Origin of the sequence: Citrobacter sedlakii NBRC 105722 (assembly GCF_000759835.1) — a bacterium.
Classification (GTDB): Bacteria; Pseudomonadota; Gammaproteobacteria; order Enterobacterales; family Enterobacteriaceae; genus Citrobacter_A; species Citrobacter_A sedlakii.
This window is the reverse complement of sequence record NZ_BBNB01000009.1, coordinates 75617-99877: the sequence shown is the minus strand read 5'-3', so window position 1 is coordinate 99877 and position 24261 is coordinate 75617. Positions and strand designations below refer to the sequence as shown.

Below are 24261 nucleotides of genomic sequence, written 5' to 3'. Positions count from 1 at the left end.
TGTAGGCCGGCTCTGGCGAACGCCGCCATCCGGCAACGTTACAAGGAACTCTTTCATGAAGCCGCTTTCTTCACCGTTACAGCAGTACTGGCAAACCGTTGCTGAACAATTGCCTGACGCTACGCTTAGCGTACAAGCGAAGTCAGTGCTCACATTCAGCGACTTTGTGCGGGACAGCGTTATTGCCCATCCCCACTGGCTGAGCGGGCTGGAAAATGCGCCGCCGCAGGCGGACGAATGGCAGCGCTACGGCGAATGGCTACACACGGCGCTGGCTGAGGTGAATGACGAAGCGGCGCTAATGCGGGAGCTGCGCCTGTTTCGTCGTCGTATTATGGTGCGGATAGCCTGGGCGCAGGCGCTCTCGCTGATTGAAGATACTGCGGTTTTACAGCAGCTCAGCCAACTGGCGGAGACGTTGATTGTCAGCGCGCGCGACTGGCTGTATGACGCCTGCTGCCGTGAGTGGGGGACGCCGTGTAACCCGGAGGGCATCCCACAGCCGCTGCTGATCTTAGGCATGGGCAAACTGGGCGGCGGCGAGCTGAATTTTTCCTCGGATATCGATCTCATTTTCGCCTGGCCGGAACACGGCGCCACCCGGGGTGGGCGTCGCGAGCTGGATAACGCGCAGTTCTTCACCCGCATGGGCCAGCGGCTGATCAAAGTGCTCGATCAGCCCACGCAGGACGGCTTCGTTTATCGGGTGGATATGCGCCTGCGACCGTTTGGCGACAGCGGTCCGCTGGTACTGAGCTTTGCCGCGCTGGAAGATTATTATCAGGAGCAGGGGCGTGACTGGGAACGCTACGCGATGGTGAAGGCGCGTATCATGGGCGAGACAGAGGGCCGCTACGTTGACGAACTGCGCGCCATGTTGCGTCCGTTCGTGTTCCGTCGCTACATTGATTTCAGCGTGATTCAGTCACTGCGCAACATGAAAGGCATGATTGCCCGGGAAGTGCGTCGTCGCGGGCTGAAAGACAACATCAAACTCGGCGCGGGCGGTATTCGTGAAATTGAATTTATCGTTCAGGTTTTCCAGCTTATTCGCGGCGGGCGCGAACCGTCGTTGCAGTCCCGCGCTCTGCTTCCCACTTTACAGGCCATCGCCGCGCTGCATTTGTTGCCGGATAACGATGCGAGCCAGTTGCGCTCGGCTTATCTGTTCCTCCGCCGTCTGGAAAACCTGCTGCAAAGCATTAACGACGAACAGACCCAAACGTTACCGGGCGATGAACTGAACCGCGCGCGTCTGGCGTGGGGGATGAATGCGGATGACTGGCAGCAACTGACCGACATCCTGGACGCGCATATGGCCAATGTCCGTCGCGTCTTTAATGAACTGATTGGCGATGATGAAAGCGAAACGCAGGAAGATACGCTTTCGGAGCAATGGCGCGAGCTCTGGCAGGACGCGCTACAGGAAGACGACACGCCGCCGGTCCTGGCTCACCTGACCGACGAAGACCGGACCCGGGTACTGGCGCTGATTACCGACTTCCGTAAAGAGCTTGATAAACGCACCATTGGGCCGCGTGGGCGACAGGTGCTTGATCATCTGATGCCGCATCTGCTGAGCGATGTCTGCGTCCGTCAGGATGCCTCCGTCCCGCTGTCACGCATCACGCCGCTGCTGGTGGGGATCGTCACGCGCACGACTTATCTCGAGCTGCTGAGCGAATTCCCCGGCGCGCTGAAGCATCTCATTTCTCTGTGCGCCGCCTCGCCGATGGTCGCCAGCCAGCTTGCCCGTTACCCGCTGTTGCTCGACGAATTGCTTGACCCGAACACGCTCTACCAGCCCACCGCGACCGACGCCTACCGTGATGAACTGCGGCAGTATCTGCTGCGCGTGCCGGAAGATGACGAAGAACAGCAACTGGAGGCGCTGCGCCAGTTTAAGCAGACGCAGCTGCTGCGTATTGCCGCCGCGGATATCGCCGGAACGCTGCCGGTGATGAAGGTCAGCGATCACCTGACCTGGCTTGCGGAAGCGATGATAGACGCCGTGGTGCAGCAGGCGTGGCTACAGATGGTGGCGCGCTACGGACAGCCGGGACATCTGGCGGATCGCGAAGGGCGCGGTTTCGCGGTGGTAGGCTACGGTAAACTGGGCGGCTGGGAACTGGGCTACAGTTCCGATCTCGATCTCATCTTCCTGCACGACTGTCCGGTTGACGTAATGACCGACGGCGATCGCGAAATCGACGGACGACAGTTTTATCTGCGCCTGGCGCAGCGCATTATGCACCTGTTCAGCACGCGGACGTCTTCCGGCATTCTGTATGAAGTGGACGCGCGTTTGCGCCCGTCCGGCGCGGCGGGGATGCTGGTGACCTCCGCCGAGGCTTTCGCGGATTACCAGAAAAACGAGGCCTGGACCTGGGAACATCAGGCGCTGGTCCGCGCCCGCGTGGTCTACGGCGACCCGCAGCTCACCGCACAGTTTGACGCAGTACGCCGCGAGATCGTGACCCTGCCGCGCGACGGCGCCACGTTGCAAACCGAAGTGCGCGAAATGCGCGAAAAAATGCGTGCTCATCTGGGCAATAAACATCGCGATCGTTTTGACATCAAAGCAGATGAAGGCGGGATCACCGACATCGAATTTATTACGCAGTATCTGGTGCTGCGCTATGCACACGACAAACCGAAGCTGACGCGCTGGTCGGATAACGTGCGGATACTGGAGCTGTTAGCGCAGAACGACATTATGGATGAGCAGGAGGCGATGGCGCTGACCCGCGCCTATACCACGCTGCGCGATGAGCTGCATCACCTGGCCTTACAGGAACTGCCGGGCCATGTGGCGCAAACCTGCTTTGAAGCCGAACGCGCGCTGGTGCGGGCAAGCTGGCGGAAGTGGCTGGTCGCCGTTTGAAGTGTGCTATTATCGCGCGCAAATTTTGAATCTCTCAGGAGACAGGAATGAAAGTAACGCTGCCAGAGTTTGAACGTGCAGGAGTTTTGGTTGTTGGCGATGTCATGCTGGATCGCTACTGGTATGGGCCAACCAGCCGTATTTCGCCGGAAGCGCCGGTGCCTGTGGTCAAAGTGGATACCATCGAAGAGCGTCCGGGCGGTGCGGCGAACGTGGCGATGAATATTGCCTCTCTGGGGGCAAACTCCCGTCTGGTCGGGTTAACCGGTATAGACGATGCGGCGCGTGCGCTGAGCAAAACGCTGGCCGATGTGAATGTGAAATGCGACTTTGTTTCTGTACCGACCCATCCCACTATCACCAAACTGCGCGTGCTTTCGCGTAACCAGCAGCTGATTCGTCTGGATTTTGAAGAAGGCTTCGAGGGCGTCGATCCGCAACCGCTTCACGAGCGTATTAACCAGGCGCTGAGTTCCATTGGCGCGTTGGTGCTCTCCGACTACGCCAAAGGCGCGCTGGCCAGCGTTCAGCAGATGATTGCGCTGGCGCGTAAAGCGGGCGTTCCGGTACTGATCGACCCGAAAGGCACCGATTTTGAGCGCTACCGCGGCGCGACCCTGCTGACGCCGAACCTCTCTGAGTTCGAAGCGGTGGCCGGGAAATGTAAAAGCGAAGAAGACATTGTTGAGCGTGGCATGAAGCTGATCGCTGATTTTGAACTGTCCGCGCTGCTGGTGACCCGCTCCGAGCAGGGGATGACGCTGCTGCAGCCAGGCAAGGCGCCGCTGCATATGCCGACCCAGGCGCAGGAAGTGTATGACGTGACCGGCGCTGGCGACACCGTGATTGGCGTACTGGCTGCTACGCTTGCCGCAGGCAACAGTCTGGAAGAAGCCTGTTTCTTTGCCAACGCGGCGGCAGGCGTCGTGGTCGGTAAGCTGGGGACGTCTACCGTTTCGCCGATCGAACTGGAAAACGCGGTGCGTGGCCGTGCGGAAACGGGCTTTGGCGTGATGACCGAAGACGAACTGAAGGTCGCCGTCGCCGCCGCGCGTAAACGTGGTGAAAAAGTGGTGATGACCAATGGCGTGTTCGATATTCTGCACGCAGGGCATGTGTCGTATCTCGCGAATGCGCGCAAACTGGGCGATCGCCTGATTGTCGCGGTGAACAGCGATGCGTCAACCAAACGCCTGAAAGGCGAAACGCGGCCGGTGAACCCGCTTGAGCAGCGCATGATCGTACTCGGCGCGCTGGAAGCAGTGGACTGGGTGGTGTCGTTTGAAGAAGACACGCCGCAGCGCCTGATTGCGGGGATCTTGCCGGATCTGCTGGTGAAGGGCGGCGACTATAAGCCAGAAGAGATCGCCGGCAGCGAAGAAGTGTGGGCCAACGGCGGCGAAGTGTTGGTACTGAACTTCGAAGACGGTTGCTCAACCACCAATATCATTAAAAAAATCCAGAAAGAGAGCGATAACTAAAAGCGCTGCCCTGCGCCGGATAAACGCCACGCTGGCGGGTAACTTGCCAAAGTGTGATATCCGGCATCTTAATTGCGCACATTATGTACAAACCCGTCACCGGGACGGGTAAATACTGAAATCAGAAAAAGCATATGGCCTTAGCAGAGTTTCACAAACTGGAGGGTATGCTGATGAACAACACGGTTTATTCGTTGAACAATTTTGATTTCCTGGCGCGCAGTTTTGCCAGAATGCAGGCTGAAGGTCGCCCGGTGGATATCCAGGCCGTGACAGGCAATATGGATGAGGAGCACCGCAGTTGGTTTTGCAAACGCTATGCACACTACTGTCAGCAGGCGATGCAAGCGAGAAAATTAGAAGTGGAACACTAAACGACTCAACGGGCCTTGCGGCCCGTTGCTGTTTTTACTCCTGCGGTTCTACCGGCGGAATGGCAGGCGCGGGTTTGACTTCGTCGCTGATACCGCTCTGACGCGCTTCCAGCTCGCTCAACCGCTGTTCCAGCAGCGCCAGCTTTTCACGGGTACGCAACAGCACCTGCGTCTGCACGTCAAACTCTTCGCGGCTCACCAGATCGAGACGCGTCAACTGAGACTGCAGCGTCTGACGGATCTTTTTCTCGACATCTTCCCCGAACTCCCGGATCCCTTTCGGCATCGACTCGTGAACCTGGCGAGCGATCTGCTCAATTTTTTTCGGGTCAATCATAGTGGTTTCCCTGAACTGGTAAGTGTTAAAGCACATTGTAGTGCGATATGCGCAAGGCATAAACCAGAATTGTGTGAAGCTTATGCGGGTAAAGGCGTTGATGAAGGTAATCAATAGCGTTATAGTTATTCCGCTTATTCTCAGGGCGGGGTGAAATTCCCCACCGGCGGTAAATCAGCGATGTTCATCATTTTTCGCGTTGCAGTTTATCCTGCAGCGGCGTGAAAGTTGAAGTACCGGCTGAAAGCCCGCGAGCGCTTCAGATGCGAATCTGAAGGTCAGCAGATCCGGTGTAATTCCGGGGCCGACGGTTAAAGTCCGGATGGGAGAGAGTAACGATCCAGTCGGGCACGGACCCGCTCACGTTATTTTTTTGCCGCTTGTCGGTACTCCTAAGACTGCCCTGATTCTGGTAACCATAATTTTAGTGAGGTTTTTTTACCATGAATCAGACGCTACTTTCCTCTTTTGGTACGCCTTTCGAACGTGTTGAACATGCGCTGACTGCGCTGCGCGAAGGCCGCGGTGTGATGGTGCTTGACGATGAAGATCGCGAAAACGAAGGCGATATGATTTTCCCGGCAGAAACCATGACCGTTGAACAAATGGCGCTGACCATTCGTCACGGCAGCGGTATTGTTTGCCTGTGCATCACCGAAGATCGCCGCAAGCAGCTCGATCTGCCGATGATGGTGGAAAATAACACCAGCGCTTACGGCACCGGTTTTACCGTGACCATTGAAGCCGCTGAAGGCGTGACCACCGGCGTTTCCGCCGCTGACCGCGTCACCACCGTGCGCGCGGCGATTGCCGATGGCGCGAAGCCTTCCGATCTGAATCGTCCGGGACACGTCTTCCCGCTGCGTGCTCAGCCTGGCGGCGTGTTGACCCGTGGCGGCCACACTGAAGCGACCATCGATCTGGTGACGCTGGCTGGTTTCAAACCTGCGGGCGTGCTGTGTGAACTGACCAATGATGATGGCAGCATGGCGCGCGCGCCGGAGTGTATCGACTTTGCCAATAAACACAATATGGCGGTAGTGACGATCGAAGACCTGGTGGCATACCGTCAGGCCCACGAACGTAAAGCCAGCTAATACCTCCTTGCCGGATAGTGGTTAAAGCACCTTATCCGGCAAATTTCCCTTATTTGCCCTTCTTATCGGTTAATAAACACCCAACCTTTTTCTCTATGATCGAAATCATCATTTCGATTTCATACTGTGCCAGTATATAAATATACCTAAAAATAGGTATGTTAATTTTAACGCTAAATATCTGTTAATGTTAAATTTAAAGGGAAAAGGATGTTTATTGCCTGGTATTGGATTGTGCTAATTGTACTGGTCGTGGTGGGCTATTTCTGCCATATGAAGCGTTATTGCAAAGCGTTTCGCCAGGACAGAGATGCGCTGCTGGAAATTCGTAATACATTGCTGCGTCGGGACGAACAAACGCGTGTTCTGACTAAAGAGCAGGAATAGTCGCTTCCTGCTCTTTCTGCTTTATCCCAGCCCCATCGTCTGAAGGACGACGAGGCTTAGCCCCATCACTGACATGCCGCAAAGAACGCCGTAACTGGGGTTGTTATTTGGATCGATCTCTTTTGCCAGCGGCATCAGCTCATCGACCGACAGCGCCACCATAATGCCCGCCACTGCAGCCATAATGGCGGCCATGACCACAGGCGAAACCAGGCTGCCGAGAATCAGCCATGCCAGGACGCCGCCCAGAATTTCGGCCATGCCGGAAATGCCTGCCCAGAAAACGGCCGTTCGCTTCGAGCCTGTCGCGGCGTATACCGGACCGGCTACCGCCAGCCCTTCAGGAATGTTGTGCAAGGCAACGGCCAGCGCCACGCCAAATCCAAGGTCGAGGTTACTGCTGGCGGTAACGTAAGTGGCGATGCCCTCCGGAAAGTTGTGCAAACTGATACCGAGCGTCAGCAGGACAGCGGTGCGCTTAATCGAACCTGGAAGCGGCTGCGTTGTTTTTTGTACCAGATCCTGGGGATGAGCGTGTGGTAGCAGACGGTCGAGGCCAAAATAGCCCAGCAGGCCGATAATAAACATTCCGTAGCCGAGAAGCGGCGACATGCCTTCCGCGGCCAGTGCCGCAGGCAGCATCTCCATTAAAGAGATGAGCAGCATGATCCCGGCGGCAAATCCGAGTGAAAACGCCAGCAGACGGTTTGAGGGTTTCTGGCCCAGGACGCCTAAAAACGCGCCGATAAACGTGGCGGCGCCCGCCAGTAAGGTCAGAAGTAAAGGTACTGACATCAATAACTCCTTAAAAATTCACCTGACCTTCAAAATAACTGATGATCATCATCATGGTTATCTGAGTTCTTCATATATCGAAAGAGCGTATGGTAAGACTCATAAAATGACTCCCTGAGTAAGGATATCATCATGTCGTCAATTCGTATGCCAGCTTTGTTTTTGGGGCACGGCAGCCCCATGAACGTGCTGGAAGATAATCTGTATACCCGCGCCTGGCAGCAACTGGGGGAGCGTCTGCCGCGTCCGAAAGCGATTGTGGTGGTGTCCGCTCACTGGTACACGCGCGGTACTGGCGTGACCGCAATGGACGCGCCAAAGACGATTCATGATTTTGGCGGTTTTCCGCAGGCGCTGTACGACACGCATTATCCGGCTCCCGGTTCGCCGGAACTGGCACAGCGGCTGGTGGAGCTTCTGGCGCCGGTGCCGGTTACGCTCGATAAAGAGGCCTGGGGTTTTGACCATGGTTCGTGGGGCGTGTTGATCAAAATGTATCCGAATGCCGATATTCCCATGGTGCAGTTGAGCGTCGACAGCACCAAACCGGCGGCCTGGCATTTTGAGACTGGACGTAAGCTGGCGGCGCTGCGTGACGAAGGAATTATGCTGCTAGCCAGTGGTAATGTGGTGCATAACTTGCGCACTGTCCGCTGGCACGGTGACGACGCGCCTTATCCGTGGGCGACCTCGTTCAATGATTTTGTTAAAGCGAATCTGACCTGGCAGGGACCGACAGAACGGCATCCGCTGGTCAACTATCTTGACCACGAAGGCGGTCCGCTGTCGAATCCAACCCCGGATCACTTCCTGCCGTTACTGTATGTATTGGGCGCATGGGATGGTAAAGAGCCAGTGACCCTTCCCGTAGAGGGGATCGAAATGGGCAGTCTGAGTATGCTGTCGGTACAGGTGGGTCAGGCCGGATAAGGCGCTTTGCGCTCTCATCCGGCACCCTTAATCATTCGACAAAGATATGCGGGTAGAAGCGGGACAGATCCTGAGTGATCAGCGCGCGGTCTTCACGTATGCCGATCCCGGCAGGCTGATCGTTGATCAACCAACTACCGATCAGCATATAGCTGTCGCCAAACTTCGGCAGCGGATGGAACTGCTGCACGATCATGCCTTCTTCGCCGTAAGGGCCTTCCACCGCTTCGATCGTTTTACCGTTCTCTATGATGGAGACGTTAGCGCCTTCACGCGAGAAGATCGGCTTCACGACAAATTTTTCCATTTGCGGATGATCGTCCTCTGCGAAGTACGCAGGCAGCAGATTCGGATGGTCAGGAAACATTTCCCACAGCAGCGGCAGCAGCGCCTTGTTGGAAATAATGCTCTTCCAGGCCGGCTCCAGCCAGCGAACGCCTGCGTCTTCCAGCTTGGTAGAGAACATCTCACGCAGCATAAATTCCCACGGATACAGCTTGAACAGGTTGGCGATCACCTGATCCTGCAGGTCCGTAAACTGGCCTTTCTCGCCCAGCCCGATATCTTCGATGTAGAGGAATTCGGTGGCGATTTCCGCTTCTGCGGCGCAGTCCTGCAGATACTGAATGGTTCCGCGATCCTCAACGGTGTCCCGGCAACAGGTGAGATGCAGAAGCTGAAAACCGTACTGCTCGCGCAGCTCGGCGAAACGCGCGATAAGTTTTTCCTGGAGACTGTTAAACTGGTCGCTACCTTGCGGCAGGTTACCCGCGTTGAGCTGATCTTCAAGCCAGATCCACTGGAAAAATGCGGCTTCATACAGCGAAGTCGGCGTATCGGCGTTGTTTTCCAGCAGCTTAGGTTCGCCGGTGCCGTCCCACGCCAGATCGAGGCGTGAATAGAGCGAGGGCTGGCTCGTTTGCCAGGACTGACGAACGAAGCCCCAGGTATGCTTGGGAATGCGGAATTTGGTCATCAGCGCGTCGCTGGCGATCACTTTTTCGACCACCTTCAGGCACATCTGGTGCAGTTCGGCAGTCACCTCTTCCAGCTTTTCAACCTGCGCCAGCGTCAGCTTGTAGTATGCCTCTTCACACCAGTACGGTTCACCGTACATGGTGTGAAAATTGAACCCATATTCGTTGGCTTTATCGCGCCAGTCCGGGCGCTCAGTGATACTGACTCTTTCCATGCGGATCAGCCACCCATTGAACGCGTGGAGGTGCCGCTGGCGCTACGCTGCATGGTGTTCTGTTTGGCGACAGATTCACCAAAGCCGCCGCGCGTGACGGTCGAAGTGGTGGCAGGCTTCGGCGCCATGGCGGTTTTTGGCACCGTCATGCTGCGACCTGGCGTGGCGGCGCCATAGTTTTTGCCGCTTGCGTCGGTATATTTACCGTATGCCGGGCTGGCCGGGTTTTTCGAGCTGAACAGCGGCTGTTGCGCGAAACCTGCGCCGCCGCCCATCATCCGACCCATCATGTAACCCGCCATTAACGGCATCCAGAAGCTGCCGCTGGACTGCTGCGCTTGCGCCTGTCCTTCAGGGGCCATACCGGCCTGGGCTGGCGCCTGCTGGCACTGGCCTTCGCCAAATTCGGCCACGCAGTCTTCGCGGGACGCGTATTTCGGCGCGGTACGTTCGGCTTCTTTCAGCGCGTTGTTGTAGGTTGCAGTACACTCCGCGCTTTTACCCGGATTGGCTGCCGAGCAGTCATCCGCATTCTGATACAGCGATACGGTTTCGTCGCTCTTTTCACATCCCGCCAGCATAAACACAGCGGTAACGGCTAACGCCACAGGCGTCAGGTGACGCGCGCTCCAGCTTTTGCGGAACGCAGCGTGTTTGATGGATTTTGTCCGTTTCATTGTCGTCTTCCAGGACCCAGTGGTAATTACTGCTCAGGATAGAGGATGAGTGGTTGAAAATGAAGCGAGAAGGGGCAGGAATGCGGCTGAATCGTGGGATCTTTACGTTGTCTTACGTTCAGCAGCGATTTTGTGCCGATCGGCGGCTGCGCCTTATCGGGCCTACGTAGCGGTAGGCCCGATAAGCGAAAGGCCGTCTTAATTGCGGAACGGGTTACTGCCGGAGGTCGTCCGGGCTGACGCTGGCTGTACGGCAGTGGCGTTACCGTTAAAGTTATCCACGGCGGCGTCCTGCTGCGGGGTTTCCGGCGCTACGCTGTCCGGGCTGGTCGGAATCGGTTTGCCCAACGTGTTGTTCAGCGCCACCAGATCCTGCTCGTTCAGCGTACCCAGTGCGGATTTGATATTGAGCTGGTTGATCAGGTAGTTATAACGCGCATTCGCCAATTGCTGCTTGGCGTTATACAGCGTGGTGGTCGCATCCAGCACGTCAACAATCGTACGTGTACCCACAGAGTAACCTGCTTCCATCGCGTCTAATGAGCTTTGCGCAGAAACAACCGCCTGTTTGTAGGCGTTAATACTGCTGATGGAAGCATTAATGTTATTGAAAGACGAACGTACGGTCTGTACCACGCTGCGGTGCGCGCTTTCCAGCTGTTCGCTCGCGCCGACAAAGTTGTACTGCGCCTGTTTCACCTGCGAGTTCACCATACCGCCCTGATAGATCGGCAGAGAGAAGCTCAGGCCCACTTTGTTTTGGCCCATATTGCTGTCGTCATATTGCGAACCGGCAGCGCCACGGGTTTTGGAACCGCTGTATGAGGTGTCGGAAACGCCGGTCGAGGCGGTTAAATCCAGTGTCGGCAGATGGCCGTCCTGCGCCTGGCGAATTTGCTCGCGCGCCAGATCCTGGCTCAGACGCGCCTGCAACAGCGTCAGGTTGCGGTTTTCCGCTTCTTTCAGCAGGGCGTTTACCGGCTGCGGCTTGTCGGTTTTAAAGCTGTCGACGTTCAGCGACGCCAGCTCCGGGTAGTAGTTGCCGGTAACCTGACGCAGTTCTTCGACAGCATTGTCGAGATCGTTACGCGCGGTCACTTCGTTCGCCAGTACGGTATCGTACTGTGAACGGGCGTTCTGCACGTCGGTAATGGCCACCAGACCCACGTTGAAACGTTGAGTGGTTTGATCCAACTGACGATAAATCGCCTGTTTCTGCGCCTGGGTGTAAGAGAGAACGTCAATGGCGTTCAACACTTTAAAGTAGGCACTGGCGGTGTTTAGGATCAGCGTTTGCTGGTCCGTCTGAAAGGTGACGTCCTGAATGCCCGCTGATTTTTCCTGCAGGGTCAGCGCGCGCCATTTCGACATATCGAAAAGGGTCTGCGTTAATTGCAGAGAAGCGCTGGTGGCGTTAGAGTTCACGCCGTTCGCGTCACGGTAGCCGTTGCTGTAGGTGTAATCGGCACCCAGACCCAGTTGAGGCAGTAAAGGACTACGTGCTTCGTTGATTTTTTCGAATGCAGCATCGCGATCGGCGGCGGATTTACGCAGTTCCGGGTTGCTCAGGCGTGCTTGCTGATAAACTTGCATCAGGTTCTCTGCCTGGCTCAGTGTGCTGAACCCCGACAGGCTCAGGCCGATAAGGATGGGGAGCAATTTCTTCATTTGCATTCCTTGTTGTGAAGCAGTATTTAGCGCTGATCAAATTTTAGAAAAATAATTGCCGATTCTAGCAGAATCCGCCACTGCAAAAAGTTGGCGTTATGTGCCATCAGGCGTTAATTTGCACCAATTTACCACAAGGTCGCTAAAACAGCAGTCAAACGCCCTTGAAATTCACATTTAAATCACTATTGGTACAGGACGGCACAATGCGTAAATCAGGCAACTCGCCCGTAACTTTCACCAAAAACGATGTAGAAATTATTGCACGAGAAACGCTATATCGCGGTTTTTTTTCGATGGATCTTTACCGCTTCCGCCACCGCTTGTTCAACGGTGAAATGAGCCAGGAGGTGCGGCGCGAAATATTTGAGCGCGGTCACGCCGCAGTCTTGCTACCCTTTGACCCTGAGCGGGACGAAGTGGTGCTTGTCGAGCAGGTCCGAATTGCGGCCTATGACACCAGCGACACGCCGTGGTTACTGGAACTGGTGGCCGGCATGATTGAAGACGGCGAGACCGTCGACGACGTCGCGCGCCGTGAGGCGATGGAAGAAGCCGGCATCGTGGTGAAACGGACGAAACCGGTGCTCAGTTATCTGGCAAGTCCGGGGGGCACCAGCGAGCGCTCGTCAATTATGGTGGGTGAAGTGGACGCCACGACCGCGAACGGGATTCACGGTCTGGCTGATGAAAACGAAGATATTCGGGTTCATGTGGTAAGCCGGGAGCAGGCTTATCAATGGGTTGAAGAGGGGAAAATTGATAACGCGGCTTCCGTCATTGCCCTGCAATGGTTGCAGTTGCACTATAAAGAGTTAATACACGAGTGGAAAAAATGAAGCGCTATACACCTGACTTTCCTGAAATGATGCGTCTGTGCGAAACCAATTTCTCACAGCTACGCCGACTGCTGCCGCGCAATGACGCGCCTGGCGAAACAGTAAGCTATCAGGTGGGCAACGCACAATATCGGCTAACGGTTGTTGAATCGACCCGATACACTACGCTTGTTACGATCGAGCAGACGGCGCCGGCAATCACCTACTGGAGCCTGCCGTCGCTGACGGTCCGCCTCTATCATGACGCGATGGTGGCTGAAGTGTGTTCAAGTCAGCAGATCTTTCGCTTCAAAGCGCGGTATGATTATCCCAATAAAAAGTTGCACCAACGCGACGAAAAGCATCAAATTAATCAGTTTTTAGCCGACTGGCTGCGATACTGTTTAGCACATGGAGCGATGGCGATTCCGGTTTACTAGCGTCGTGAAACCTAAGGACACCATTTGGAAAGCCTGTTAAACCTTCCTCTGGCTGGTGAGGCCAGGGTCAGGATCTTACAAATTACCGATACTCACCTGTTTGCCGAAAAGCACGAAACGCTGTTAGGCGTGAACACCTGGGAAAGTTACCAGGCCGTGCTGAAAGCGATTCATGCCGAGGGGCAGGAATACGATCTGATCGTGGCGACAGGGGATTTAGCGCAGGATCAAAGCGCGGCGGCCTATCAGCATTTTGCTGAAGGCATAGCCAGCTTTCGCGCGCCTTGCGTCTGGTTGCCAGGCAACCATGACTTTCAGCCAGCCATGTACAGCGCGTTGCAGGAGGCGGGGATCTCGCCAGCCAAGCGCGTGATGATTGGCGAACACTGGCAGATCCTGCTGCTCGACAGCCAGGTGTTTGGCGTACCCCACGGCGAACTGAGCGAATTCCAGCTGGAGTGGCTTGAGCAAAAGCTGGCGGAAGCGCCGGAACGTCATACGTTGCTGCTTCTGCACCATCATCCGCTGCCTGCGGGCTGCAGCTGGCTGGATCAGCACAGTCTGCGCAACGCCGCGGAGCTGGACAGCGTGCTGGTGAACTTCCCGCGCGTGAAATATCTGCTTTGCGGACACATCCATCAGGAGCTGGATCTCGACTGGAATGGCCGCCGCCTGCTGGCGACGCCATCAACCTGCGTCCAGTTCAAACCGCACTGCGCTAACTTTACCCTCGACACGATTGGTCCTGGCTGGCGTACACTGGAGCTGTTTGCTGACGGTTCGCTACATACGGACGTCTGTCGTTTAGAGGGGACTGAGTTTCGCCCCGACACCGCGTCAGAAGGCTACTGATGTCTACGCTTCTTTATCTTCACGGCTTCAACAGTTCGCCTCGCTCGGCGAAAGCCTGTCTGCTCAAAGACTGGCTGTGCGCACAGCATCCTGACATTGAGATGATTGTGCCGCAACTGCCGCCATACCCGGCCGATGCCGCAGAAATGCTGGAGTCGATCGTGCTGGAGCACGGTGGGGAACCGCTGGGTGTCGTCGGGTCTTCTTTGGGCGGCTACTACGCGACCTGGCTGTCGCAATGCTTTATGCTGCCCGCTGTCGTGGTCAACCCGGCGGTGCGGCCTTTCGAACTGCTGACCGACTACCTCGGCCAGAACGAGAACCCCTACACGGGGCAGCAATATGTGCTAGAGTCTCGTCATATTTACGATCTTAAAGTCATGCAGATTGACCCGCTGGAAGCGCCAGACCTTATCTGGCTGCTGCAACAGACGGGGGATGAAGTGCTGGATTACCGCCAGGCAGTGGCGTACTACGCGTCCTGCCGCCAGACTGTAATCGAAGGTGGAAACCACGCATTCACGGGCTTCGAAGATTATTTCAACCAGATTGTCGATTTCCTTGGACTGCACAGTTGCTGACAATCATTTCGAACTGCTATTAAAACCATGACGCAAACTTATAACGCTAATGCCATTGAGGTACTCACTGGGCTTGAGCCGGTGCGCCGCCGCCCGGGGATGTACACTGATACCACCCGTCCCAACCATCTTGGGCAGGAAGTGATTGATAACAGTGTGGATGAAGCACTGGCAGGACACGCGAAACGCGTGGACGTCATTTTACATGCCGATCAATCGCTGGAAGTCATTGATGACGGGCGCGGCATGCCCGTCGACATTCATCCTGAGGAAGGCGTCCCGGCGGTTGAACTGATCCTTTGCCGACTGCATGCGGGCGGTAAGTTCTCCAACAAGAACTACCAGTTCTCCGGGGGGCTGCACGGAGTAGGGATCTCGGTGGTGAACGCCCTGTCGAAGCGCGTGGAAGTGAACGTGCGCCGCGATGGTCAGGTGTATAACATTGCGTTTGAAAACGGTGAGAAAGTGCAGGATTTGCAGGTTGTCGGGACGTGCGGTAAACGCAACACCGGCACCAGCGTTCACTTCTGGCCGGACGAAACCTTTTTTGATAGCCCACGTTTCTCCGTTTCGCGCTTAACGCATGTGCTGAAGGCGAAAGCGGTGTTGTGCCCCGGTGTGGAAATCACCTTTAAGGACGAGGTCAACAACAGCGAGCAACGCTGGTGCTATCAGGATGGTCTGAACGACTATCTCGGCGAGGCGGTTAACGGCTTGCCGACGCTACCGGAAAAACCGTTTATCGGTAATTTCGAAGGCGATACGGAAGCGGTCGACTGGGCGCTGCTCTGGCTACCGGAAGGCGGCGAACTGCTGACCGAAAGCTACGTCAACCTGATCCCGACCCTGCAGGGCGGGACGCACGTAAACGGTCTGCGTCAGGGGCTGCTCGACGCGATGCGCGAATTCTGCGAATACCGCAATATTCTGCCGCGCGGCGTGAAGCTGTCGGCAGAAGACATCTGGGATCGCTGCGCCTACGTGCTTTCCGTGAAGATGCAGGATCCGCAGTTTGCCGGTCAAACCAAAGAGCGCCTGTCGTCGCGTCAGTGCGCGGCGTTCGTTTCCGGCGTGGTGAAAGATGCGTTTACCCTGTGGCTGAACCAGAACGTCCAGGCCGCGGAACTGCTGGCGGAAATGGCGATCTCCAGCGCTCAGCGTCGTCTACGCGCGGCGAAAAAAGTGGTGCGTAAAAAGCTGACCAGCGGTCCGGCGCTGCCGGGGAAACTGGCGGACTGTACCGCTCAGGATCTGAATCGTACCGAGCTGTTCCTCGTCGAAGGGGACTCAGCGGGCGGTTCGGCCAAGCAGGCGCGCGATCGTGAATATCAGGCGATCATGCCGCTTAAAGGTAAGATCCTCAACACCTGGGAAGTCTCCTCGGATGAGGTGCTGGCCTCTCAGGAAGTCCACGACATTTCGGTGGCGATCGGCATCGATCCGGACAGTGACGATCTCAGCCAGTTGCGCTACGGCAAGATCTGTATCCTTGCGGACGCCGACTCCGACGGTCTGCACATTGCCACGTTGCTCTGCGCGCTGTTTGTGAAGCACTTCCGGACGCTGGTGAAGCAGGGTCACGTCTACGTTGCGCTGCCGCCGTTATACCGTATCGATCTCGGCAAAGAGGTCTATTACGCCTTAACGGAAGAAGAAAAAGCGGGCGTGCTGGAACAGCTCAAGCGTAAGAAAGGCAAGCCAAACGTTCAGCGCTTTAAAGGTCTGGGTGAAATGAACCCGATGCAGTTGCGTGAGACAACGCTGGACCCGAACACCCGCCGTCTGGTGCAGCTCACCATCAGCGATGAAGATGACCAGCGTACCAACGCGGTGATGGATATGCTGCTGGCGAAGAAACGTTCTGAAGACCGTCGCAACTGGTTGCAGGAAAAGGGCGATCTCGCGGATATTGAGGCATAGTTGTTCGCTTTTGCGCAAAGCCCGTTACGCCGCCGCCATCCGGTAAAGCTAAGAGTACCGGATGACGGCGGTAACATCAGGTGGCGTGTTTTTTCCGGTACTGCAACGGCGTCTCGCCAATTCCCTTGCCAAACGCGCTGATGAAGTAGGTCACGTCCGAAAAGCCCACCTGTCGGGCGATATCACGCACGCTGGCGTTGCTGTGTAGCAGCGCCTCGCACGCTTTTCGTAACCGTAATGTATTGAGATAGTCGAGAATGCTTTCGCCCGTCTCATAATGAAAGCGGCGCGAGACGTAGCTTTTCGATTTCCCCACCTCTGCCGCCAGCGCATCGAGCCGGAATTTGTGCCGGTAATTTTCATCAAGCCAAAACATCACCTGGCTGGCGATTCCGCTGTCTGTCGCTGTCAAATTGACGTTATCCTCGGGTAACAGGCTTAATAAACTGAGCAACAGGCAAGAGACCTGTTCCGTATTGAGCGGCTTGCGGACGGCCATTTTTTCGTAGCGACTGAAAAGAAAATCGACGTGCGGATGAATATCCGCCGCGTCGGTCACCCAGGCTTCGCCGCCGCGCAGACTCAGGTTTTGCAGACGCTGATGGTTATGCGGAAAGTCGCGTAACGCCTTCAGCACCGCATGGTGATCGAGATGGATAATGGTGCGCCGGTAGCCATCCCGGGCCCGTTCATCAACCATAATTTTATGCAGCGTAAAGGGCGGGAAAAAGAACATCCTCCCTGGACGCATGGTGTATTGCTTGTGATCGACAATCACCACGCCAAATCCTTCCTCTACGTACAACACCTCAAGACACTGATGCCAGTGGTGATACCGCACTGTATTGGCAAACAGGCGACTGAACGAGGCAATGGCATCGTTCAGGGTGATCAACTCCAGGCGTTCTTCATTAAGCGGTGCGTTCATAGTGCAACAGATTTAAATTTTGATCGTCCTGGATTTGTTTATAAACCCTATTTTTAAATTTTCTCAATCACTGTTTTACTTCGGTGATAACGGTGTGACTGAGATAACATTTCCGCTTATCAGCGATTCACTATGATTTGTCCACTTAATCTGGAGGACAGGCTATGTGGACGGCTGCTGAAGAAACATCAAATCCTTTGTCATCACGCGAAGACGTAACGCGCGCCGTTAATGACATCTTACGTGCGCTGGACAAGCAGTTTCCGGCGGGGAAGGCGCAGTTTTCGCTGGGCAATACCTGCGCGCATTACAGCGTGGATATCGCCTGCATGGAGGGGCTTTCCCGCGCGCTGTGGGGGCTGTTTCCGTTGCTGGCGGGCGGCGCGGAAGTGTCGTTCGCAGAGAAGTATATTCAGGCGATTAAGCTGGGCACCGATCCGCATAGCTCTCAGTACTGGGGCGATACAGGCCCTTACGATCAGCGCCTGGTTGAAATGGCCGCTTACGGTTTGGGTCTTGCGCTATTGCAGACGCGGTTGACTGATGCGTTCAGCGTTGACGAACGGGAAAATCTTCATCGCTGGCTGAATCAAATCACTGACGCGCAAATGCCCGACAGTAACTGGAACTACTTTGCCATCATCGTGCAGCTCGGGTTCAAGCGCGCCGGTTTACCGTTCGATCAGGCTGCGATTGATCGCCGTTTTGCCATGATGGAAGCCTATTACCTCGGCGACGGCTGGTATTCCGACGGTCCCGGGCGGCCGAAAGATTATTACATCTCAATGGCCTTCCATTTTTACGGCCTGCTATACGCCACCCTCAGTCCGGATGACGTTGAACGTGCCGCGACGCTGCGCGAACGGTCGCGGCTGTTTGCGCAGGATTTTATCTACATGTCGGCGGCGGACGGCGCGTCGGTGCCATTCGGGCGCAGCCTGACCTACCGCTTTGCAATGGTGGCGTTCTGGAGCGCAGTGGCGTTTGCCGGGCTCGACGTGTTCTCTCCGGGTGTGGTGAAAGGGATCATTCTGCGCCATCTGCGCTGGTGGCAACAGCAGTCGATTTTCGATCGTGAGGGTATCCTGACGCTGGGTTTTGCCTACCCGAATCTGGTCATGTGCGAGGACTACAACTCGCCCGGTTCCCCTTACTGGGCGCTGAAGGTATTTTTAATCCTCGCCCTGCCGTCAACGCATCCTTTCTGGCAAGCGGAGGAACTGCCGCTTCCTGCGCTTAGCGAAACGCGGACCGTCCCGCACGCCGGGCAAATTTTGCAGCACAGCGAGCGTTCGCAACATGTCACCCTGTTGACCTCCGGCCAACTTGAGTTGAACAACTACGTCAACACCGAAGCCAAATACACCAAATTTGCTTACTCCAGCCGCTTTGGTTTCACCCTCGAACGCGGACGCTATGGCCTGAAACACGCGGCGTGCGACTCCATGCTGCTGCTGGCGGACGGCGACAACTATTATCGCGGTCGACGGGGTTGCGACGCGGTCAGCGTACGTGAAAACGTCATCTTTTCGCGCTGGTCGCCGTGGCATGACGTCATTATCGACACCTGGCTGGCGCCGTTTGGTGAATGGCATATTCGCCTGCACCGTATCCACAGCGCCCGTACCTTACAGACGGCGGAAGGTGGATTTGCGGTGATGAAAGCGGATCATCGGGTAAACGAACGCGGCTGCGAAATCAACGCCAGCAACGGCAGCAGCGCGATTGTCGATCTGTCGCCAGCGATCCGTCGTCAACCGGACAGCGTCGTCACGCCGCCGAACAGCAGCATTATGTTCGCAGAGTGCGCGTCCATCCCCCTGCTGTTAACAACAATTACCCCGGGAGAAACCTGGCTGTGCTGCGCAGTGTCGGCTCAGCAGAAAAGCGATGCGGCTGTTCCGCAACTGGAAATAAACACAGACCAGGTCGTTATTCGCGAACCTGGAAGCTCACGTCAACTGTCGTTCATTTTATAAAAACTGGCGCCCAGTGCGTCGGCGAGGATGATATGAATAAACTCTCACTTAATAACAGAGTGGAATATTACAAAATTAGTAGCTTTATATTCCTCTACTTCTTTACCTGGTCAGCCAGTATTGGTCTTTTGGCTATTTGGTTAGGACAAAAAGCACAGCTCAGTGGAACGGTAATCGGCACCGTGTTTGCCGTGAATGGCATATTTTCAGTCATTCTTAAACCCATTTACGGCTATATTCTCGATAAGATCGGCATGAGCAAATATCTGCTCTATTTTGTGGTGATCATGTCTGCGTTAATGGCGCCGTTCTTTATTTACGTCTACCAGCCGCTGTTGATGTCCAATACGATGCTGGGGATTATTATCGGCGCAATCTACCTGAGCTTTGCCTGGTACGCTGGCGTGGCGGCCTGCGAATCCTATTCGGATCGCTACAGCCGTCTTAACGGAATGGAGTTCGGTCAGATCCGTATGTGGGGCTCCCTCGGCTGGGCTGTCGCGTCCTCGTTTTCCGGTCTGCTGTTTAACCTCTCGCCGGCTTATAACTTTATTCTTGGCAGCGTGGCGTCGGTGGTGATGCTGATCGTCCTGTTGAGCCTGAAGGTCAACGTCAACGCGGCTAACGCGGCGGACGTCCTGACGAAAGATAAGATCGTTCCGGCGGACGTTTACGCGCTGTTGCGTAACCGTAAATTCTGGGCTTTCTGCCTGTATGTCGCGGGCGTGGCGTGGATGATGTTTATCGCCGAACAGCAGTTTTCGCGCTATTTCGTCACCTTCTTCTCGGATGTTAATGAAGGAAATGCCGTGTTTGGCTATCTCGGCACCGTACAGTCGGGCATGGAATTTGTGATGTATATGGTCATTCCTCTGTTCGTGAATGCCATTGGCGCGAAACGCGGGTTATTGATTGTCGGGGGAGTGGTCGGGGCGCGACTGGTTATTTCCGGAATCTGCGATTCCCATCTGCTTATTTCCATTCTTAAGCCGCTGTACGGTCTGGAAATTTGTTTGCTGCTGGTATCGGTATTTAAATATATCGCGGAACATTTTGATAAACGCGTCAATGCGACCATGTATTTGTTGGGCTATCAGGCGATGCTGTACGTCGGCAACGTGGTCGTTTCCTCGCCCGCTGGATTAATGTATGACCGTATTGGTTTTGAGAAAACCTATATCATTATGGGCGTTATTGCTCTGACCTTTACGTTGATTTCCGCCTTTACCTTATCGGCATGTCAAAGTAAGCGCCGGAATACTGCCGCGCTGGATATCGCTGAAAATAACGCTTCAAGATAAATTACGTCAAAAGGAACCGAAAAATGTTAAATCATATCGTTGAGGAAACGTTGCGCGAATTTCCTGGCAGCCCGGTCAATGTGGGGGCATTTCAGGATCAAATGAGCAGTGCGCGGCAGCATGTCCTTGAGCTGATTAGCCGTCATTTAACGGAATTCGGTGATAAATTCCCCGCCGAGACCTGCGTCAAAGGTTTTTACCCGTTAACGGACAACGTTGAGTGGACCACCAGTTTCTGGACCGGGCAACTCTGGCTGGCCTGGGAGATGAGCGGCGACGCGAAGTTCCGCGAGATGGCGGAAAAGCACGTGCGCTCATTCGGTTTGCGGATTGCCGGACGTCATGACACCAACACCCATGACCTTGGCTTTCTGTATACGTTGTCCTGCGTGGCGGCCTGGCGGCTGACGGGCAACCGCGACGCCCGCGGCTTTTCACTGATGGCGGCAGAGGCGCTCCTTGAGCGCTTCCACGAAAAGGCGCGGATCATCCAGGCATGGGGCGATCTTAACGATCCGGAGCAGGCCGGACGCATGATCATTGACTGCAACATGAATCTGCCGTTGCTCTACTGGGCGAGCGAGCAGACGGGCGACATGCGTTTTGCCGAGGCGGCAAAAGCGCACGTGGCGCAGGCGGCGAAATATCTGATTCGTGAAGATGCTTCGACATTTCACACCTACTACATGGATGTCAAAACCGGCGCGCCGCGCTATGGCAACACACAGCAGGGCTACGCCGACGATTCCTGCTGGTCGCGCGGGCAGGCGTGGGGCATTTACGGCTTCTTGTTGAGCTACATCTACACCGGCGATAAAGAGATGGTCTCGCTGTCGAAAAAGCTGGCGAACTATTTCCTCAACCGTCTGCCGGAAGATGCCGTCTGCCACTGGGATCTGGCGCTGGTGGGAACCAACGCGCTGCGCGACGCCTCGTCGGCGGCCATTGCGGTTTGCGGCCTGCTGGAGCTGATCAAGCATCTGCCGGTTACCGATCCGGATCGTGAACGCTATCAGCAGTGGGCGATGGGTATTATGTCCTCGCTGACGGCGCATTATGTGATGGCGAAGGACGAGAAGGGCAACGGCCTGCTGAAGCATTCGGTATATCATCTCTCCAGTCATAAGGGCGTCGATGAATGCGCGAGCTGGGGGGATTATTTCTATGTGGAAGCGCTGATGCGTTTCACCCAGTGCTGGAAGCTGTACTGGTAAGCCCTTTCCGCGTCAGGCAATCCCTGACGCGGAGAATATCTTATTGATCCAGACAGAGAGGTCTATTACGCTCAAACGAAGGCGAGAACGCGGGTGTGCAGGAACGTAATCTGGCGGGTATCGACAGGTGGATAGCTGATACCGGGGATGGACGCCGAACTACGTGATAAGGAAACAGAATGAACAACACACATCTCGCCCGAAACGTCGACGCGTTAAAACCGTCGGCGATCCGCGAATTATTAAAACATAGCAAAATGCCCGGCGTCATTTCCCTCGGCGGCGGAATTCCCAGTCCTGAACTGTTCGACAAAACCGGTCTTGAACTCGCCACCCAAAAAATGATGGCGACGCAGTTTCTGGACGCGTTTCAGTACGGTCTGAGCGAGGGATATCCTCCGCTGCGTGAGGCCATCAGCCAGCTTTGCCTGGGGCGCGGGATTCATGCCGCGCCGGAGCGAATTCTGATCACCAACGGGTCTCAACAGTCGCTGGATATTCTGGTCAGAACGTTGATTAATCCGGGCGATAAAGTGGTGGTTGAGCGCCCGACCTACCTTGCCGCTCTACAGGTATTGCAGCTGTCGCAGGCGAATATCCTCTCTGTCGGTACAGACAAAGACGGCATGATCGTTGACGAGCTGGAGCAGTTGTTGCAGCGCCATACCATCAAAGCCCTGTATGTCGTTCCTACCTTTGGCAATCCGGGCGGAGTGGTGCTGAGCGATGACCGTCGCCAGAAGCTGGTGCAACTGGCGAAACAGCACAACTTTGTGATTATCGAAGACGATCCTTACGGTGAAATCAACTTTACCGGCCAGTCCTACACAACCCTCTTCCAGCATGCGGCGCAAGCCGGTTGCCCGGAGCAGGTCATTTATACGTCGACCTTCTCCAAAATTCTGGCGCCGGGGCTGCGCGTGGGCTGGGTGGTGTTGCCGGAATGGATGGGGCAGAAGGCGACTATCGTGAAGCAGGCGACCGATCTGCATACCAGCGCGCACTCACAGGCGTTGGCGGCCAGCTATCTGTCGCTGGGACGCTTAGCAGAGCAGATTACGGTGATCCGTCAGGCTTATCGTGAGAAGTGCTATTTCCTCGCCGATATGATGCGCAGTGAACTGGGCGAACATATTACTTTCCATATGCCGCAGGGGGGGATGTTCCTGTGGGGGACCTTCCGTTACGACGTCGACACCACGGCCTGGCTTTCCCGTACGCTGGAGGAAAAGGTCGTGTATGTTCCGGGGGAGTTTTTCTATAGCGATAACCCGGACAAGCGCACGCTGCGACTCTCTTTTGCCACGCCAACGAAGAATGAACTGGAAGAAGCGGTGCGCAGACTGAAAAGGGCGCTGCCGTAAAAAAATCGCCGGGTCGCGATGGTGTGTCGACCCGGCGTGACGCAGGAGACGCTTAAATGCCGGATTCGAGAATACGGATATTCATCTCCAGCACGTCGCCTTTTACCGCTTCGCTATAGGCTTTCATATGCGGGGTTTGCAGGTGCGCTTCAAGATGCGCGATGCTTTCCCACTGCTCAATCATCACGATTGAGTCAGGCGCAGTGGTCTGAAAACTCACGCCCGCGGCGTGATCCACCATCGGCGCATAGCCGTGGCAGCCTTCTTCCTTCAGGACGGTAGGAACGATTTTCGCAAACTGATCCAGTACTGCCTGGCGGTGATGTTGACCCGGACGGGTGCGAATTTCAGCAATAACTGTAAGCATGGTTAACTCCTTCTAATTCCAGACGACTAGTTAACCAAAAATTGCGTTCAGATGCTCGCGATATTCTGCAATGTGACGCGGAACATCCGGCATTTTAATGACGTCATTAGCGATATAAGTCGGCAGCGGCGTCATGCCCAGGAACTGGTTCGCTTTGTGGAACGGCAGATACACGCCGTCAACGCCCACGCCGTGGAAGAACTGATCTTTCTCGGTAAAGGCTTCCATCGGGGCGTTCCAGGTCAGAGAGAGCATGTATTTGGTGCCCTGAATCAGACCGCCGGAACCGTATTTCTTCGATGCGTCGGAGCGGGTACGGCCATCGCTGGCGTACAGCGTACCGTGGCCTTCGGTGAACACATCATCGATATATTTTTTTACCGTCCACGGCGCGCCCATCCACCAGCCCGGCATCTGCCAGATCACCACGTCAGCCCAGACGAAGTTCTGCACTTCTTCTTTTACATCGTACTCGCCGTCAGCGCGAACGATGCGAACATCATGCCCGAGGTCGCGCAGCGTGCCGTCCGCGACTTCGGTCAGGGTGTCGTTAAGTTGACCATTAGAGTGGGCGAATTTTTTCGCGCCGTTGACGATCAGAATGTTGCTCATTTTTTACCCTCTGGAAAATGCGTTTGAGGGCCATTTTACGCCGCAAAACGGCGCGGTGAAATG

The 24261-nt window shown here is 55.6% G+C and carries 23 protein-coding genes and 1 riboswitch; of the genes, 15 read left to right on the top strand and 8 right to left on the bottom strand.

What is annotated here, in order from left to right; all coding sequences use genetic code 11:
- Nucleotides 1–55 precede the first annotated feature (55 nt).
- The 3 genes from glnE (at nucleotide 56) to glgS (ending at nucleotide 4739) form a co-directional block, all read left to right on the top strand.
- A complete protein-coding gene (glnE, locus tag CSE01S_RS13335) occupies nucleotides 56–2884 on the top strand; it encodes a bifunctional [glutamate--ammonia ligase]-adenylyl-L-tyrosine phosphorylase/[glutamate--ammonia-ligase] adenylyltransferase (RefSeq protein WP_042289308.1) in 2829 nt (942 codons plus the stop codon).
- Between the two features lie 47 nt (nucleotides 2885–2931).
- A complete protein-coding gene (gene hldE / locus CSE01S_RS13330) occupies nucleotides 2932–4365 on the top strand; it encodes a bifunctional D-glycero-beta-D-manno-heptose-7-phosphate kinase/D-glycero-beta-D-manno-heptose 1-phosphate adenylyltransferase HldE (RefSeq protein ID WP_042289305.1) in 1434 nt (477 codons plus the stop codon).
- Nucleotides 4366–4532: 167 nt separating this feature from the next.
- Nucleotides 4533–4739: a cell surface composition regulator GlgS gene (gene glgS, locus CSE01S_RS13325; RefSeq protein ID WP_082636864.1), complete on the top strand. Its 207-nt coding sequence runs from the start codon at nucleotides 4533–4535 to the stop codon at nucleotides 4737–4739.
- A 34-nt stretch (nucleotides 4740–4773) separates the two neighbouring features.
- Here glgS and ubiK read toward each other — a convergent pair whose 3' ends face one another.
- Nucleotides 4774–5076, bottom strand: a complete 303-nt coding sequence (gene ubiK, locus CSE01S_RS13320) for a ubiquinone biosynthesis accessory factor UbiK (protein ID WP_042289303.1) — start codon at nucleotides 5074–5076, stop codon at nucleotides 4774–4776.
- A 132-nt stretch (nucleotides 5077–5208) separates the two neighbouring features.
- Nucleotides 5209–5414, top strand: a riboswitch (FMN riboswitch).
- Between the two features lie 105 nt (nucleotides 5415–5519).
- Between ubiK and ribB the strand changes: the two genes are divergently transcribed.
- Nucleotides 5520–6173 carry a 3,4-dihydroxy-2-butanone-4-phosphate synthase gene (ribB, locus tag CSE01S_RS13315; protein WP_042289301.1) on the top strand — a complete coding sequence of 218 codons (654 nt, stop codon included), beginning with the start codon at nucleotides 5520–5522 and terminating at the stop codon, nucleotides 6171–6173.
- Nucleotides 6174–6383: 210 nt separating this feature from the next.
- Nucleotides 6384–6560 carry a hypothetical protein gene (locus tag CSE01S_RS13310; protein WP_042289298.1) on the top strand — a complete coding sequence of 59 codons (177 nt, stop codon included), beginning with the start codon at nucleotides 6384–6386 and terminating at the stop codon, nucleotides 6558–6560.
- Nucleotides 6561–6581: 21 nt separating this feature from the next.
- Here the strand turns inward: CSE01S_RS13310 and zupT are convergent, their stop codons facing one another.
- A complete protein-coding gene (gene zupT, locus CSE01S_RS13305) occupies nucleotides 6582–7355 on the bottom strand; it encodes a zinc transporter ZupT (protein WP_042289295.1) in 774 nt (257 codons plus the stop codon).
- A 132-nt stretch (nucleotides 7356–7487) separates the two neighbouring features.
- Here zupT and ygiD point away from each other — a divergent pair, with 132 nt between their 5' ends.
- On the top strand, nucleotides 7488–8285 hold the full coding sequence (gene ygiD / locus CSE01S_RS13300; protein WP_042289293.1) for a 4,5-DOPA-extradiol-dioxygenase: 798 nt from the start codon (nucleotides 7488–7490) through the stop codon (nucleotides 8283–8285).
- 31 nt (nucleotides 8286–8316) lie between these two features.
- Here the strand turns inward: ygiD and CSE01S_RS13295 are convergent, their stop codons facing one another.
- The 3 genes from CSE01S_RS13295 to tolC all read right to left on the bottom strand — a co-directional run bounded on the left by CSE01S_RS13295 (nucleotide 8317) and on the right by tolC (nucleotide 11828).
- Complete coding sequence (locus CSE01S_RS13295; RefSeq protein WP_042289291.1) at nucleotides 8317–9477, bottom strand: glutathionylspermidine synthase family protein; 1161 nt, start codon at nucleotides 9475–9477, stop codon at nucleotides 8317–8319.
- Between the two features lie 5 nt (nucleotides 9478–9482).
- Nucleotides 9483–10154: a DUF1190 family protein gene (locus CSE01S_RS13290; protein ID WP_042289288.1), complete on the bottom strand. Its 672-nt coding sequence runs from the start codon at nucleotides 10152–10154 to the stop codon at nucleotides 9483–9485.
- A gap of 198 nt (nucleotides 10155–10352) precedes the next feature.
- A complete protein-coding gene (gene tolC, locus CSE01S_RS13285; RefSeq protein WP_082636857.1) occupies nucleotides 10353–11828 on the bottom strand; it encodes an outer membrane channel protein TolC in 1476 nt (491 codons plus the stop codon).
- Between the two features lie 200 nt (nucleotides 11829–12028).
- Here tolC and nudF point away from each other — a divergent pair, with 200 nt between their 5' ends.
- Genes nudF through parE form a run of 5 tightly spaced genes read left to right on the top strand, consistent with a single transcriptional unit; the run spans nucleotide 12029 to nucleotide 16433 of the window.
- Nucleotides 12029–12661, top strand: a complete 633-nt coding sequence (nudF, locus tag CSE01S_RS13280; protein ID WP_042289285.1) for an ADP-ribose diphosphatase — start codon at nucleotides 12029–12031, stop codon at nucleotides 12659–12661.
- A complete protein-coding gene (locus CSE01S_RS13275) occupies nucleotides 12658–13080 on the top strand; it encodes a DUF1249 family protein (RefSeq protein ID WP_012907621.1) in 423 nt (140 codons plus the stop codon). The genes nudF and CSE01S_RS13275 overlap by 4 nt, the downstream gene beginning before the upstream one ends.
- A gap of 24 nt (nucleotides 13081–13104) precedes the next feature.
- Nucleotides 13105–13932 (top strand): 3',5'-cyclic-AMP phosphodiesterase, encoded by an 828-nt coding sequence (cpdA, locus tag CSE01S_RS13270; protein ID WP_042289280.1) that lies wholly within the window; start codon nucleotides 13105–13107, stop codon nucleotides 13930–13932.
- Nucleotides 13932–14513, top strand: coding sequence for an esterase YqiA (yqiA, locus tag CSE01S_RS13265; protein ID WP_042289277.1), 582 nt, complete (start codon nucleotides 13932–13934; stop codon nucleotides 14511–14513). The genes cpdA and yqiA overlap by 1 nt, the downstream gene beginning before the upstream one ends.
- A 27-nt stretch (nucleotides 14514–14540) precedes the next feature.
- The gene (parE, locus tag CSE01S_RS13260; protein ID WP_042289275.1) at nucleotides 14541–16433 is read left to right on the top strand and encodes a DNA topoisomerase IV subunit B; all 1893 of its coding nucleotides are present in this window, start codon (nucleotides 14541–14543) and stop codon (nucleotides 16431–16433) included.
- Nucleotides 16434–16509: 76 nt separating this feature from the next.
- Here parE and CSE01S_RS13255 read toward each other — a convergent pair whose 3' ends face one another.
- Nucleotides 16510–17361: a helix-turn-helix transcriptional regulator gene (locus CSE01S_RS13255; protein WP_042289273.1), complete on the bottom strand. Its 852-nt coding sequence runs from the start codon at nucleotides 17359–17361 to the stop codon at nucleotides 16510–16512.
- Nucleotides 17362–17525: 164 nt separating this feature from the next.
- On the opposite strand from CSE01S_RS13255, the gene CSE01S_RS13250 reads away from it, so the two are divergent.
- From CSE01S_RS13250 to CSE01S_RS13235, 4 genes are all read left to right on the top strand, one after another.
- Entirely contained in the window at nucleotides 17526–19340 is a 1815-nt protein-coding gene (locus tag CSE01S_RS13250) for a DUF2264 domain-containing protein (RefSeq protein WP_042289270.1), read from the top strand.
- A gap of 32 nt (nucleotides 19341–19372) precedes the next feature.
- Nucleotides 19373–20641 carry an oligosaccharide MFS transporter gene (locus CSE01S_RS13245; RefSeq protein WP_042289268.1) on the top strand — a complete coding sequence of 423 codons (1269 nt, stop codon included), beginning with the start codon at nucleotides 19373–19375 and terminating at the stop codon, nucleotides 20639–20641.
- A 23-nt stretch (nucleotides 20642–20664) separates the two neighbouring features.
- Nucleotides 20665–21855 (top strand): glycoside hydrolase family 88 protein, encoded by a 1191-nt coding sequence (locus CSE01S_RS13240; protein WP_042289266.1) that lies wholly within the window; start codon nucleotides 20665–20667, stop codon nucleotides 21853–21855.
- A gap of 179 nt (nucleotides 21856–22034) precedes the next feature.
- Nucleotides 22035–23219 (top strand): aminotransferase-like domain-containing protein, encoded by a 1185-nt coding sequence (locus CSE01S_RS13235; protein ID WP_042289264.1) that lies wholly within the window; start codon nucleotides 22035–22037, stop codon nucleotides 23217–23219.
- 52 nt (nucleotides 23220–23271) lie between these two features.
- Here CSE01S_RS13235 and CSE01S_RS13230 read toward each other — a convergent pair whose 3' ends face one another.
- Together CSE01S_RS13230 and CSE01S_RS13225 are read right to left on the bottom strand one after the other, a co-directional pair.
- Complete coding sequence (locus tag CSE01S_RS13230) at nucleotides 23272–23586, bottom strand: putative quinol monooxygenase (protein WP_042289259.1); 315 nt, start codon at nucleotides 23584–23586, stop codon at nucleotides 23272–23274.
- 30 nt (nucleotides 23587–23616) lie between these two features.
- Nucleotides 23617–24198: an NAD(P)H-dependent oxidoreductase gene (locus CSE01S_RS13225; RefSeq protein WP_042289251.1), complete on the bottom strand. Its 582-nt coding sequence runs from the start codon at nucleotides 24196–24198 to the stop codon at nucleotides 23617–23619.
- Nucleotides 24199–24261: the final 63 nt, after the last annotated feature.

What these genes read in the sequence shown, in the direction of transcription:
- glnE (WP_042289308.1), top strand. Translation starts at nt 56, where the DNA reads ATGAAGCCGCTTTCTTCACCGTTACAGCAGTACTGGCAAACCGTTGCT.
- hldE (WP_042289305.1), top strand. Translation starts at nt 2,932, where the DNA reads ATGAAAGTAACGCTGCCAGAGTTTGAACGTGCAGGAGTTTTGGTTGTT.
- glgS (WP_082636864.1), top strand. Translation starts at nt 4,533, where the DNA reads ATGCTGATGAACAACACGGTTTATTCGTTGAACAATTTTGATTTCCTG.
- ubiK (WP_042289303.1), bottom strand. Translation starts at nt 5,076, where the DNA reads ATGATTGACCCGAAAAAAATTGAGCAGATCGCTCGCCAGGTTCACGAG.
- ribB (WP_042289301.1), top strand. Translation starts at nt 5,520, where the DNA reads ATGAATCAGACGCTACTTTCCTCTTTTGGTACGCCTTTCGAACGTGTT.
- CSE01S_RS13310 (WP_042289298.1), top strand. Translation starts at nt 6,384, where the DNA reads ATGTTTATTGCCTGGTATTGGATTGTGCTAATTGTACTGGTCGTGGTG.
- zupT (WP_042289295.1), bottom strand. Translation starts at nt 7,355, where the DNA reads ATGTCAGTACCTTTACTTCTGACCTTACTGGCGGGCGCCGCCACGTTT.
- ygiD (WP_042289293.1), top strand. Translation starts at nt 7,488, where the DNA reads ATGTCGTCAATTCGTATGCCAGCTTTGTTTTTGGGGCACGGCAGCCCC.
- CSE01S_RS13295 (WP_042289291.1), bottom strand. Translation starts at nt 9,477, where the DNA reads ATGGAAAGAGTCAGTATCACTGAGCGCCCGGACTGGCGCGATAAAGCC.
- CSE01S_RS13290 (WP_042289288.1), bottom strand. Translation starts at nt 10,154, where the DNA reads ATGAAACGGACAAAATCCATCAAACACGCTGCGTTCCGCAAAAGCTGG.
- tolC (WP_082636857.1), bottom strand. Translation starts at nt 11,828, where the DNA reads ATGCAAATGAAGAAATTGCTCCCCATCCTTATCGGCCTGAGCCTGTCG.
- nudF (WP_042289285.1), top strand. Translation starts at nt 12,029, where the DNA reads ATGCGTAAATCAGGCAACTCGCCCGTAACTTTCACCAAAAACGATGTA.
- CSE01S_RS13275 (WP_012907621.1), top strand. Translation starts at nt 12,658, where the DNA reads ATGAAGCGCTATACACCTGACTTTCCTGAAATGATGCGTCTGTGCGAA.
- yqiA (WP_042289277.1), top strand. Translation starts at nt 13,932, where the DNA reads ATGTCTACGCTTCTTTATCTTCACGGCTTCAACAGTTCGCCTCGCTCG.
- parE (WP_042289275.1), top strand. Translation starts at nt 14,541, where the DNA reads ATGACGCAAACTTATAACGCTAATGCCATTGAGGTACTCACTGGGCTT.
- CSE01S_RS13255 (WP_042289273.1), bottom strand. Translation starts at nt 17,361, where the DNA reads ATGAACGCACCGCTTAATGAAGAACGCCTGGAGTTGATCACCCTGAAC.
- CSE01S_RS13250 (WP_042289270.1), top strand. Translation starts at nt 17,526, where the DNA reads ATGTGGACGGCTGCTGAAGAAACATCAAATCCTTTGTCATCACGCGAA.
- CSE01S_RS13245 (WP_042289268.1), top strand. Translation starts at nt 19,373, where the DNA reads ATGAATAAACTCTCACTTAATAACAGAGTGGAATATTACAAAATTAGT.
- CSE01S_RS13240 (WP_042289266.1), top strand. Translation starts at nt 20,665, where the DNA reads ATGTTAAATCATATCGTTGAGGAAACGTTGCGCGAATTTCCTGGCAGC.
- CSE01S_RS13235 (WP_042289264.1), top strand. Translation starts at nt 22,035, where the DNA reads ATGAACAACACACATCTCGCCCGAAACGTCGACGCGTTAAAACCGTCG.
- CSE01S_RS13230 (WP_042289259.1), bottom strand. Translation starts at nt 23,586, where the DNA reads ATGCTTACAGTTATTGCTGAAATTCGCACCCGTCCGGGTCAACATCAC.
- CSE01S_RS13225 (WP_042289251.1), bottom strand. Translation starts at nt 24,198, where the DNA reads ATGAGCAACATTCTGATCGTCAACGGCGCGAAAAAATTCGCCCACTCT.